This window comes from Cytophagia bacterium CHB2, assembly GCA_030263535.1.
GTDB lineage: Bacteria > Zhuqueibacterota > Zhuqueibacteria > Zhuqueibacterales > Zhuqueibacteraceae > Coneutiohabitans.
This window is the reverse complement of sequence record SZPB01000015.1, coordinates 21,663-34,840: the sequence shown is the minus strand read 5'-3', so window position 1 is coordinate 34,840 and position 13,178 is coordinate 21,663. Positions and strand designations below refer to the sequence as shown.

Here is a 13,178-nt window from a genome sequence, read left to right as displayed (position 1 = left end):
GAGCGCGCTGGCGGTCAGCGCCCACAGTCCGCGCGCGCTGGCGCTGGTAAACGCGCGCGGCTGGTCGCCGTCCCATAGCAGGCCGTTGCGGTCAAACTCTGGATCGCGCAGGCGCTTGGCCGCCGCCGAGAGCGCCTGCTCCAACGCGGCGCGCTGATCGTGAACTATGCCGGCCACGGTAATCCCACGGTGTGGGCGCACGAACGCCTGCTGGAATATTCCGCTGATTTCGATCGCATTCAAAACGGCGACTTGCAGGCCTGCTGGATAGCGGCGACTTGCACGTGGGGGCAATTTGATTTGGTGGATCGCCAGAGTTACGGCGAGCAATTGCTGCTGGTGCCGAATCGCGGCGCAGTGGCCGTACTGGCAACCTCGCGGTTGGTTTTTGCCACGGCCAATGCCAATCTCAATCAAGCCTATTATACCAGCCTGTTTAGCGGCGGACAAACTTCAGAAACGTTGGGCATGGCTTTGGTGGGCGCGCGCGCGGGGACGCGCAATACCGTTAATGATGAAAAATTTCTCATCTATGGCGATCCGAGCATGCGGCTGGGAATTCCGCGCTACAGCGCGCGCCTGAGCACGCCGGATACGATCAAAGCTCTGGGCCTCACGCGCGTCAGCGGAGAGATTTTGCGCGAAGGCCAGCCGTGGGCGGGTTTTAATGGCACGGCGCGCGTGGAGGTGTTTGACTCCGAACGCTTCGTGAATTATCGCAATGGAAATTTTAGCATCAATTACACATTGCCGGGCAACTCGCTGTTTCGTGGTGAAGCGCCGGTGACCAACGGCGCATTCGATTTGCAATTCATCGCCCCGAAAGACCTGACTTACGGCGGGCGGCGCGGCCGCTTCAGCGTTTATTTCTGGAACGATTCGACCGACGGCAACGGCTATCGTGAAAATATTGCGATTGGCGGCACCGCCGCAAATTTCAGTGACACGCAAGGCCCGGAAATTCAAATCGGTTTTGCAAGTGTGCAGAATTTTGTGTCCGGCGGTTATGTCGGCCCGGATCCGATTTTGCAAGTGACGTTGAAAGACAGTATATCTGGTATTAATATCGCCGGTGAAATCGGCCATAAAATTACGCTCACACTCGACGGCAATAATGACAGCAAGATCGATGTGACGGATTTCTTCAATTACAATTCCGGCAACTACACCGCCGGCACGCTACGCTACCCGCTTACCGGTTTGAGTGAGGGCCGTCACACGGTGGAAGTGAAAGCCTGGGATAATTTCAACAATTCGAACACCGCGTCTGCGGAATTTGTGGTCGCGCCGGCGGATCAAGTGGTGTTGCGCGAAGTGATGAATTATCCCAACCCGTTCCGTAATCAAACCACTTTCACCTTTGAAATCAATCAGCCTGCGGCCAATGTTAAGATCAAAATCTATACGCTTGCCGGCCGTTTGATCCGAACTCTGGAAGTGCCAGGCAATGGCGACAATTTTAGAATGATTCCGTGGGACGGGCGCGACCAGGACGGCGATGAGATTGCCAACGGCGTTTATTTGTACAAAGTGATCGCTAACTATAGCAATGGAACCGAGGGCGCCACAAACGCGGAAGAACTGGGCAAGTTGGTGGTGCAGCGGTAAATGATGGATAAAACGATGAAGGTCGAATGAGTAATTGCTAATGTCTAATTGTTAATGGTCAATGATCAACTATTGGCAATTAATCATTAACCATTTGAGTCAAAGTTAAACTCAAGTAATGGCACAGTACTTGAAAACAGAGTTATCTATGAAAACTGACAAATCAAGAAACAGCCGGCGGTGTTGGGCCGGCCTGGCAATCGCAGCGGTTGTTTTGACGGCTTCTCTTAGCCCGGCGGATGAGAAAAATAAGAAAGAAGCGATTCAATGGTTGGATTTCGAGAAAGCCGTTGCGGCTGCCAAAAAAGAGCGCAAAATGCTCGTGGTCGATTTCTATACGGATTGGTGCGGCTGGTGTAAAGTGATGGATCGCGACACGTATGGCAACGCCGAGGTGGCCAAATACGCCAAAGCCAAATTGATTATGTCGAAAGTGAACGCCGAATCCAAGGCGATGACACGTTTTCAAGACAACGAGTTGACGTATCAGCAGCTCGCAGCCGGTTTCGGCGTGCGCGGCTATCCGGCGACGATTTTTATTGGGCCGGATGGCGAGTTTATCACGCTGGTTTCCGGGTTTGTGCCTGCGGATAAATTCATGCCGATTTTGGAATTTTTGGCAGACGGGCATTACAAGACGACGAAGTACGAAGATTTTCTCGCGAAGCGTAAAAGCTGAGGCGGCATGCGCGATCGCCTTAAACATTGGCTGGGCCGGCTGGCAAACGCTCAGAGCGGCGAGGGTGTGGTGGTTGAAATTTACAGCAAACCGGACTGTTGTCTTTGTGACGAAGCCAAAGCCCGGCTGCAAGAATTGCAGCGCCGCCATGGTTTCAATTTGCAGGAAGTCGATATCACCTCGGAGCCGCAATTGTTTGCGGAGTATCACACCCGCATTCCATTGATTTGGGTCAATGGTCAGCTCGCTTGCAAGTATCGCGTTGATGAGCAGGCCATTCTCCGAAAAATGCGGACAAGCGTTTGAACATTTCCTGAATTTGGCGATCTTTCAATTATCTAGATGGCTAATGCGGCGCTGCTTCTGAATTTTGAATTCACACGATTGCGGGAATCAGGCACTTGATATGAGGACGATTTTATTATGAAAACTAATTTTTCAAGGTTTGCAACCAAAATGTTTTTGAGTTTGCTTTGCAGTGTGCTTGTTTTTCAAGTGCATGTTTCCCGGGCGGACGATCTCTTGCCCGAGCGGCAACACCCGGTGGTGAGCAAAGTGGTGGCGCGCTTGTTCTCCTACCATCACTACCGCCAGATGGCGATCGATGATTCCGTGTCCTCCCATTTGCTGGACTACTATATCGAGGCGCTTGATCCCAATCGCAGCTTTTTTCTCAGCTCAGATATCGCGAGCTTCAAAAAGTACCGTTATCAATTCGACGAAGCCGTTACCTCCGGGCAATTGCTGCCGGCGTACGATATTTACAACACATTTATCAAGCGGGTCGATGAGCGCATTGCCTACGTTCTCAATCCTGCCAATCAAAAATTCGATTTCACCCTTGACGAATTTTATGAGCCGGCGCGCGACAAGGCGCCCTGGCCCAAAACCGTTGTGGAATTGAACGAGATTTGGCGCAAGCGCTTGAAGAATGAAGCGCTGGGCTTGAAGCTGGCGGGCAAGAATGACGAAGGCGTGGTCAGCACCATTACCAGCCGCTGGACAAATTTTCAAAAGCGCGTCAAACAAAACACGTCTGAAGACGTTTTTCAAATTTTCATGAACGGCTTTTCCGAAACGTTTGATCCGCACACGAATTATATGTCGCCGATCGCTTCGGAAAACTTCGGCATTCAAATGAGTTTGTCGCTGCAGGGCATTGGCGCGCAGTTGGTGACCGAGGGCGAGCACACCGTGGTGTATCGCATCATCCCAGGCGGCCCGGCCGATCGCAGCCGGGAGTTGTGGGCGAATGATAAAATCGTGGGCGTGGGGCAGGGCGTTGACGGCAAGATGGTTGACGTGGTCGGCATGCGGCTGGATGACGTCGTGCAAATGATTCGCGGCGAAAAAGGCACAACCGTACGCCTCGAAATCATTCCTGCCGAGGCCACCGCCGGCGGCCCTCCGAAAAAATTGACGCTGGTGCGCGACAAGATCGTGCTCACCGATCGCGAAGCCAAAAGTGACACGCTCGAAATCACACACGAAGGCCACACCTATCGCATCGGCGTGGTCAGCTTGCCGACCTTTTATTCCGATATGGCAGCGCAAGCGCGCGACGACAAGAATTATAAAAGCACGACGCGCGACGTGCGCCAGAAAATCGAAGAGCTGAAAAAAGCCGGGATTGACGGCTTGATCATCGATCTGCGCTACAACAGCGGCGGTGCGTTGCAAGAAGCGGTGGAGTTGACCGGATTGTTTATCGACAACGGCCCGGTGGTGCAAGTTCGCAACAGCGACGGTTCCGTGAAAGTGTTGAAAGATCACGATAATGACGTCGCGTATGACGGCCCGCTTGCCGTGTTGGTCAATCGCCGCAGCGCTTCGGCCTCGGAAATTTTTGCCGCCGCGATTCAGGATTATGATCGCGGCCTGGTCTTGGGCGATCAAACCTTCGGCAAAGGCACCGTGCAACAATTGATCAGCCTCGATCGCTACATCCCCACCGCGGAAGCCAAGCTCGGCCAGGTCAAACTGACCACGGCAAAGTTCTATCGCATTGCCGGCGGCACGACCCAGCACAAAGGCGTGTTGCCGGACATTCAGTTCCCCTCGGATCCCGGTGATTCCGAAATTGGTGAAAGCGCGGAACGCAATGCGCTGCCGTGGGATCAAATTCAACCGACCGGCTTCACGCGTTGGAATTTAGTTTCGCAGTTTTTGCCGCAGTTGCGCACGAAATCACAACAGCGCACCGCGAAAAATCCCGAATTTCGTTTCCGGGAGGAAGATCTCACACGGTATCAACGCGAGCGCGCTAAAACCGCGATCTCATTGCAAGAGAGCAGGCGTCTCAAAGAGCGTGAGGCTGCGGAAGAAGAAAATCTCATGATTGAAAACAAGCGCCGCACCACCCGCGGTTTGCCTCCGCTTAAAAAAGGTGAAAAAGCGCCGACCATCGAGAATGCGCCGGATCCGCTGTTGGAAGAGAGCGGGCACATCGTCTGTGATCTTTTGCTGCTCTCCAAACCGCAGTACCGCGGCAAGGTGGTCGAGCAATAGGCTGATTCTCAAGCCAGGCACCTTTGAAATTTACCGGGGGCGGGATTTCCCGCCCCCGTTTTTTTTGCCTCGATACTGCCCGGCGCTGAGGCATTGAGGATAATGCTCCTGCAACGGTTTCGGCGGCGCTTAAACAATGGGGCGATTCCCGCGATCACAACCCTCAACCAACCCTGGCCCAAGCAACATTTGGGAGGGAACAAAATAACAACATCCCTGCCCGCGACATTGTTTTCTATCGAGTTTAACCGAAAATTGCCGGGTTTCGTGTTCCATTGCAAGCGCGTTTCGACGGAACGCGCACGTCGATGGGCGCGAAAATCGGCATTTTCACTTATTGTCGGTACTATTGCGTTGCGAGGTGAAACTGCCACCCCGCGCCGGGCAATCGTACCATGGCCATTGGAATCAGTTGTAAGAATATTGTAACAATTTGAATGGGTACGCACGCATTTTAAAAAATTACTTACGTAATTGCGAGGCAATGCCAGTATATAGAGCCTCAGACAAAAATGTTTAAAAAGGTATCGGCAATCCACGGATGGGTTGTATGCCGCAGACCACGGGTCGAATCATTTGCCGACTCCGAGCTGCGCAGGAAATGATTGTTGCGCCAGGCATCGTGCTGGCTTTCTACCATTATTGAGGAAGACCATGTGGCCTATTGGACTAAGGACAGGTCGCGCTAGAAAAAACGCTTGTGCTTTTTTGCTCATCTCCGGCCTGTATTTCATTCCCATCCTTGTCTCTCCGGCAACCGCACAAGAGAGCGGCGTCTTCGACAAACAAAAGACCGTGCGCTACAACGAACGGCTCAAGTTTTATCTTGACCAGAAAACGAAAACCTATCTCGTTGAAACTGCCGCGCAAGAACGCCTTTTGCTGGAGAATATCAAGAACCTCTACACCGAGATCAAGCAGCGCGGCCTCGAAGGCATCGCCAAAGATCATGCGGGCTTTGCCCAGATCTATGGCGATATGGATCGCATGGTCAATGACTATACGGCCGAGTTGGAAGCGATTCTGGCGATGCTCGATGAAATTCAGGCGCTCTCCAAAACGCTGCGCACAGAAAACCGCAACGAGCTGCTCGAACAGTTCAGCGATTTGCGCGACCGGCTGATGGCCGTGGTGGAGAGCCGTGAAATTTACAAAAAGAACTTGCCCACCACCGACTACAAAGCCGGGTTGGTGCGCGAATACGACGTCGAAGTCGATTCCGTGTTGCGCATGTACGAACGCCTGGAAAGATTCGAGCGCGCCGCTGTGGCCCGCCGCGATTCAAGCGCGTTGCAGATCGTCAAGCAACAGAAGGAAAAGATTCAAGCGATCGTCGCTAAAATGTACGACGTCACGCAAGACGATCCGGCGTTTGCCGAAGCCTATTTGAACGAAGTCGAACAGCTCACCAAAGTTCTGCAACAACTTGATAAGCTCGATCAGCGGAAAGCGCAAACACTCACCGGCGCGGTGGACGTGGAGGCGGAACGCCGGGGAATTCTATCGAAGCTGGATAAAAATCTGATCGACTTGTTGGGATACTCCGAACAGCCCGACACCGCGGCGATAACGTTAGAGAAGGCTTTTCAGGAATGGCGCGCCGGGCGGCACACGGCGTTTGAGGTAAAGCGCACGCAATACGCGATTCTCAAAAAGAATTTATTGCAAACCGCTGAAACACGTTCGTTTTTGCGCATGCTCAATCGCGATCTCAGCGATGCTTTGTTGAATTATGCGGCGGAGCGCTATTTGCTTGCGGATTTGCAATTTCAAGCCGCGCGGCGGGACTATGATCCCTATTTTGCGCGGCACGGAATCTCCCCGAACTGGGAAGCTGTGATTTTTTACCGCGCCGAGTCGCTTTATGGACGCGCGATTTTTCCGGAAGCGTACAAGATTTATGAACAGCTCTTGCACGAATATCCGGCAAGTAAATTTCGCGGCATGGCGCTGTTGCGTTTGATCAGCATTGCCCAGACGCTGAAATGGCAGGATCAATTCTTCGTTTATTATCAGAAAATGGACTCGCTGTCGGCGAGCATTGAGCCGCGAATTCTCGAGCGCGGGCGTTACCTTGCCGGCTATTATCATCTTGCGCTCGACCGCTTCAATGCGGTGGAAGCCGAGTTGTCGCGCATTCCTGCAAGCTCAAGATATCATCTGGCGGCGCGTTATCTGCGCGGCATCGCACAAGTGAATCTGGGCAACGCCTCCGCCGCGTTGTCACACTTCGACGCTGTTGCGAATGCGGAAACGCTGCCCTGGAGCACCGCTTTCAATACCCTGCTGCGGAACAATGCTCTGGTCAAGCTGGGTTTTCTCTATTACGAACGCGCCGATTATGCCACAGCCGTTAACTATTTCGAGCAAGTGTCGAAAGGCTCCGAGCATTATGATCAAAGCTTGCTGGGTTTGGCGTGGACGCAAATGAAGCAAGGCAATTTGGAAAGCAGCATTGCGCAGACCGACGCTCTGTTGGGCAATTATCTGGCGTCGAATTACACCTATGAAGCGCTGGCGTTGAGCGCGCATTGCAAGCGTTTGTTGGAGCGCCCCGCTTCCGCCATGAAAGATTTTCGCTATGTTACCAATGCCCGCGGCGTGCTCGATGTAACCAGTGAATACAACGAAGAGCGCCGTTTGATTGTGGCGCAGCTCACCGAGCTTGATCAGATGGAGCAGCAGGTATTGGAGCGGCAGGATAAGCCGCTTTATGAGCTGATTGCGCAGGCCAAGCAAAATTTGCAGGCCATCTTGCTCAATTTTAATTATCGCGGCCCCAAAGGCAATTTATTGATGGATGAATTCGCGGATGAACGCCAAAGCATGTATGTGCAGATTCGCTATTTCGATCGCGTCATTGCCGAAGCGCAAAAGACCGGCCAGCTCGAGGTTGCTAAAGAAGCCGTGCAACAGCGCAATCGCGTTGTGAAAGCGCTGGAGACCTATCAAGCAGATCGTGCGGTCCAGGCCGTGAATTACTGGGTGGAATACCCGCTTGCTGTCAAGGAAAGCGGCGCAGCCTATCGCAAGCAAATCGTGGACAGTTTAATGGTGGAAATGGAAAGCGAGCAGACGCGTTTGCAAGAAAGCGTGGCGCAATTCCAGAGTCTGCTGGCGCGCAGTGACCGTAATAAAGTGGAACTGGCCACCAACTTTGAAATTTTGCAGCAAGATTTGACCGACCTGAAGTATCGTATGGATCGGTTTCAAACCTGGCTGAACAGCTACGACATCGAAGAGGTTCAAAGTGACTTCGACCAATGGGCGGATTTTTCCGGTTTCGGCTTGAGCGATCTCACCTTTCAAGAAATGGAGCGGCGTGAGCACAAGATCGAGCTGCAAGCCAGCAATCTCGCCTCCATCGATGGGATCTTGCGCGACCGGCAAGCAAGCTTGCAAATGCGCTTGAAACGATTCGACGAGGAGATGCATCGCATCGAGGAAGAGTTGTTGGAGGAACAGGTTCGCCTCGATAAACTTGAGCATCAGAAGTATTTTGATTTTTTCTATTTTGATACTTCGGAATCTGAAACGCTGCGCAACACGCCAGCTAAAACAGTCACAACTCCGGAAAAACTCACGCCCTAAAGCGGCGTTAAGCACAGCATCGTTTGCCGGCCGCGCAGCTCTGTTGCAACCGTCGCGATGCCTGAAACATAAACCCTAAAGACCTCCTCGAGCGAATGGAAGGAAGCCATTTAACCGAGTCTGATTCAGCATGATCTTGAATTATCGCACCCCCAACATATCGCAAAAAAAGCAGGCGTTCGCGCAACAACGCGCCACGTTGCCGGCTACCAAACTGCTCGCGCTGACCTGCTTGCTCGGCGTCGCGCTGGCGGCGAACGATCACGCTTTTGGCCAGATTGTTCGCGATACGCCCTTCACCGCGCCCTCACGCCAGCCGGACGCAGGGAAAACCATTTCGCGTTTGAATCCGGATTCGACCTTGCGATCCTATACGATCGACGAGCTGCTCGAATACAAGGATTTTTATGAACGCCAGCGGCTGCGCACCGAACGCGAACGCGTGTTGTTGCGCGAAAAAGGCATTCGGGACATGGAGACTTTTTTGAATAGCCACCCAAAAAGCAAAGTGAAAGACAAAGTCATTTTGCGCCTGGCTGAGCTGTACTATGAAAAGTCTCTCGAAAGCTATGCGGTCGCCCAGGAGCATTATTCGCGGCAACTTGCCAAGCTCGATTCCGGCCTGGTGACGGAAACCCCGGTCGAGCCGAAAAAGGATTTTACGCCCTCGCTGACGCTGTATCGCCGCATTTTGGATGAGCATGCCGATAGTCCGCTGCGCGACGATGCGGCATACAACATTGCATTCTTAACCGAGGATCTCGGTCCACGCGAGCAAGCAGTCAAGCTCTATCAGGATTTCATTCAAACGTATCGCGACAGTCGCTATATCCCTGATGCGCTCTTTCGGGTGGCGGAGTATTATTTCAACCCTCCCAAAAGCTCGCTCGACAGCGCCATCGCCATTTATCAACAAGTGTTGAAATACGGCGATAGCCCGAAATACGACGAGGCCCTGTACCGTCTCGGCTGGGCGCACTACAAATTCAACAACTATCCGCAGGCGATTTCTTATTTCACGCTGCTGGCGGACGACCTGCATCGCGCCAAGAAGCATGATCCCAAAAATCAAATCACCAACCCTGGCCTGCTGGAAGAATCGATTGAATACATTGGCATCTCGTTTCTTGACTATGAAGGCCCGGACAAGGCCGCGCAATATCTCGCGGATCTCGGGGGACGGGAATACGGCATCGATATTCTCATGCGCATCGGCGACATTTACATGACCGTAAAAGAAGAGCACGAGAATGCGATCCGTGCCTTTCGCCTGTTGTTGCGCATGTATCCCAACGCGCCGAAAGCTCCGACCGTGCGCGCCAAAATTGCCGAGGCTTATCGCGCGCTCGATGATGAACAAATGGCTTATATGCAGCGCGACAGCTTGTTCATGGATTATCGCGAAGGCACGTCTTGGTGGACAAACAATACTTCTGAAGATATTCGGAAGGAAGGCAAATCCTTGGCGGAGCGTGCGCTGCGCGAGAACGTCAATCTCTTGCTCAAGCGAGCGGATGAGTATAACGACAACAATCTCTATGCGCAAGCGGTGAACGACAGCCGCAAATATCTCGTGGCGTTTCCCAAAGATACGATGGCGGCGTTGATTCATTGGAATCTCGCTTTGACGTTGGATGCCAAACTCAAACAACCTCCCGAGGCGTTTAAAGAGTATATTGAAATCAGCAATCGGTATTGGAACAGCCGTTTCCAGAAGCTGGCGGCCGAGAATGCCGTGGCGTTGTCGCAGGAAATGGCAAGCGCGGATACCATGCGCCGGCCGCAGGTGTTGCCGTTGAAGCTCGGCGAAATGAAAGCTGCCGTGGAGATGAACCGCGACAGTTTGCGCCAGGCTCTGAAGCTGGAGGCGATTCCGATGTCGGTCGGCGAAGAAAACCTGGCGACAGCCTTGGATAATTATATCAAGCTCTTCCCCCATGAGTCGCAAACCGCGGAGCGCTTGGCGCAAGCCGGTGCGCTGTACTATAACAAGAATGAATTCGCCGGCGCCTTGAAGTATTTTAAAACATTGCTCAAGCATTTCCCGCAAAGCACGGATGCGCCTTATGCCGAGTATCTTGTAATGGAGAGTTACTTCGGCAAGCTTGATTACAAAAGCTGCGAAATCGTGGCCAAGCGCATCAAGCTCAATTCGCCGAATCGTGAATATGCCGTAAAGGCGGAGAAGCGCCTGGCAGAATCCATTTTCTTGCAAGCCGAGGATTTGGCGCATATCGAACAACATGTGCGCGCCGGTGAAGAATACCGCCGGGTGTATGAAGAGGTGCCGAATGCGGAATTTGCCGATCTTGCCCTGTACAACGCCGGACTTGAATTCGATCAAGCGCGCGAGTATCGCCGCGCGGTCGAAACGTATGCCCTTTTGACGGACAATTTTCCGAAGTCGCCGCATTATCTCAGCGGCTTGAATAACATGGCGTATGACTACGGCGAATTGAATGATTTTCTCAATGCCGCGATCACGTTCGAACGCCTGGCGAACGAAGAGCCGGACGCCGCCAAAGCAGAGACCAGCTTGTTCAATGCCAGCGTGAATTTTGTGCGCGCCCAGGATTGGGAACGCGCCATCCGCGTCAATCGCAAGTTTGTGGATAAATATCCCGGTTCAAAGGATGCCGATGATTTGTTCTACGATATCGCGAATTATCACCTCAAACTCGATCAGCTCGAAGAAGCAAACAATGTGTACGGCGAGTATGCCGTGCGCTTTCCGGATTCGCCGCGCGTGGTGGAAACGTTCTATCGCCGGGGCGAGTATTTTGAATGGAAAGGTTTGCTGCCGCAAGCGCGCGCCGAGTATGAAAAAGCCATGGGCAAAAGCGATGAGTTCCGCAGCCGCGAGATGGATTATAATGATTTCTTTTCCGGCGAAGCGCTGTTTCGCTTAACCGAGCTAAAATTTCGCGATTTCGCCGAAGTTCGTTTCAAGCTGCCAAAAGCGCAGATGGACGCTTCGAAAGACCGCAAGAAGAACTCGCTGATCGACATCGTGAACGGTTATACCCGGGTCGCGAGCTTTGGCACCTTGAGGTTGTATGAAGCCACACATAAAATCGGCGCGGCCTACGAAGAGTTTGCGCAAACCTGGGCGGATCAAGAAATACCGGAAGTCGACGAAAATCGCCGCATTGTCGCAAAAAAAGAAATCAATCAGGCGGCTACAGATTTGTACGAACGTTCGTTGCAATCATACAAGCATGCGGCGCTGGCGCTGGAGCGCCTGGCGAGCCAGTACAATAATCCTCCGGATACGACGGTGCGCAATGCCAAGCTTGCCCTGGAAGACACGACGGTACAAGTTGCGCGGCGCTGGATTCAACGCAGCAAAGACAAGGTGTCGGAAGTGATCTATGATATCGCGGAGTTGAACAGCGCTTCGATGAAGCAGTTGCTCGACGCGCCGACGCCGGAAAACATGGACAAGATCACGGCGCTTGAGTTTCGCAATCAGTTGCTGAGCAAGTTTGTCAAACCGTTGGTGGCGCAGACGATTCAGGCGCATCAACGTAATCTTAAAGAATGTGATTCGCTCGGCATCGAAAGCGCCTGGCTGGATCTCTCCCGCCGGAAAATTATTGAAACCAATAATGCGCTTGCACGCGAATATGTCGGTTTGTCAAAGCGCGCGATGTCGCAATATGCCGGCGATATTGGCACATACAAGAACATGATTGCAACCGCCGATTTCCAGGCTGATGATGTGAAGGAGGAAATGGCGAATTTGATCGATTTTGGGCGTTCGTTTGCCAAAGCGGCGGTGCAATCCTACCTCGAAACCTTGAACAGCGCCAAGCAGGCTGATCTGCATGCCCGCGCGCTGGAAGACACGGAAGATCAATTGCTGAGTTTCGTTTTCAGCCATGCCCGCCAGGTTGATTCGCTGGCGGCCGTTGCAAATGCGGAGCGTCTTGCCTTCGAAGAGAGGCTGCGGCGGGAATCAAAAGATCAATTTCAGGATGCCGTGTTTACGTTCGAAGAAAATAATTTCGCCTTAACCGACAGTAAAAAAGAAATTCTCGAAGCCGGATTTCTTGCGATGCGCGATCATAGCATCGAAAATCCCTGGTCGGAAAAAATCACGTTGACGCTCGTGCGCAGCGACCCGGCGAAATATGCGCAAGAGTTGAATCTTGCCATTGCCGATACGACGATTAAAACTGACGAGACCTGGTCCGTGACGGCGCAATATGCGCGTAATTGGACTGCTATTGATTATGCCGCGGCGCAATGGCAGGCGGCGCAAGCGCTCGAGGCCTCGACGGCATTTAGCGGTTATGATGCCAAGCGCGTGTGGTTGCCCGGCGATCGCCAGGCCGAAGCGCCGCCTGATTCATCGTCCGGCGCGCCGCGGGTTGAAAAGGCAGCAAATGTTTCGAGCGTCAGTCGCAGCAATGTCAAAACCGCCTATTTTCGCAAAGCCTTTGAGTTAAAAGGCCTGCCTGTGTTCGGACAGATTCAGGTGCAAGCCGATGACTCATACAATCTTTTTGTGAATGGCGAATATATTGCGCAAGTCATGAATTCTGCGGCGAACGGCGGTAAAACGAACATCCATGACTTCTCCAACTTCTTGAAAGGCGGCATCAATGTTGTCGCCTTCGAAGTGCGCGATACCGACAATTCCGGTGGCGGGTTGGAGGCGGTCATTTTTCTAAAGACATTGCCGGCCTGGGAAAAACACCAGACGGAAGCGCAGTTGAAGAAGGAACGCTATGAAGAAATGCTCATTTTTGAGCGCGGTATTGTACCCAATTTAAAATGAGGCGCAACG

The 13,178-nt window shown here is 52.7% G+C and carries 7 protein-coding genes; 6 read left to right on the top strand and 1 reads right to left on the bottom strand.

Annotation, left to right across the window (positions count from 1 at the left end; all coding sequences use genetic code 11):
• Positions 1-201 (bottom strand): hypothetical protein (locus FBQ85_03205; protein ID MDL1874169.1); only part of this gene is annotated, 201 nt, incomplete at its 3' end.
• On the opposite strand from FBQ85_03205, the gene FBQ85_03200 reads away from it, so the two are divergent.
• From FBQ85_03200 to FBQ85_03175, 6 genes are all read left to right on the top strand, one after another.
• Positions 160-1,608, top strand: coding sequence for a T9SS type A sorting domain-containing protein (locus FBQ85_03200; GenBank protein ID MDL1874168.1), 1,449 nt, complete (start codon positions 160-162; stop codon positions 1,606-1,608). The genes FBQ85_03205 and FBQ85_03200 overlap by 42 nt on opposite strands.
• Positions 1,609-1,726: 118 nt before the next feature.
• Positions 1,727-2,287: a DUF255 domain-containing protein gene (locus FBQ85_03195; protein MDL1874167.1), complete on the top strand. Its 561-nt coding sequence runs from the start codon at positions 1,727-1,729 to the stop codon at positions 2,285-2,287.
• 6 nt (positions 2,288-2,293) lie between these two features.
• Positions 2,294-2,593 carry a glutaredoxin family protein gene (locus FBQ85_03190; GenBank protein MDL1874166.1) on the top strand — a complete coding sequence of 100 codons (300 nt, stop codon included), beginning with the start codon at positions 2,294-2,296 and terminating at the stop codon, positions 2,591-2,593.
• Between the two features lie 117 nt (positions 2,594-2,710).
• Entirely contained in the window at positions 2,711-4,795 is a 2,085-nt protein-coding gene (locus FBQ85_03185) for a tail-specific protease (GenBank protein ID MDL1874165.1), read from the top strand.
• Positions 4,796-5,503: 708 nt separating this feature from the next.
• Positions 5,504-8,386: a hypothetical protein gene (locus tag FBQ85_03180; protein ID MDL1874164.1), complete on the top strand. Its 2,883-nt coding sequence runs from the start codon at positions 5,504-5,506 to the stop codon at positions 8,384-8,386.
• 130 nt (positions 8,387-8,516) lie between these two features.
• The gene (locus tag FBQ85_03175) at positions 8,517-13,169 is read left to right on the top strand and encodes a tetratricopeptide repeat protein (protein MDL1874163.1); all 4,653 of its coding nucleotides are present in this window, start codon (positions 8,517-8,519) and stop codon (positions 13,167-13,169) included.
• Positions 13,170-13,178: the final 9 nt, after the last annotated feature.

Excerpts from the sequence above, each read along its gene's own strand:
- FBQ85_03185 (MDL1874165.1), top strand. The coding sequence starts at position 2,711 with ATGAAAACTAATTTTTCAAGGTTTGCAACCAAAATGTTTTTGAGTTTG.
- FBQ85_03175 (MDL1874163.1), top strand. The coding sequence starts at position 8,517 with ATGATCTTGAATTATCGCACCCCCAACATATCGCAAAAAAAGCAGGCG.
- FBQ85_03190 (MDL1874166.1), top strand. The coding sequence starts at position 2,294 with ATGCGCGATCGCCTTAAACATTGGCTGGGCCGGCTGGCAAACGCTCAG.
- FBQ85_03195 (MDL1874167.1), top strand. The coding sequence starts at position 1,727 with ATGGCACAGTACTTGAAAACAGAGTTATCTATGAAAACTGACAAATCA.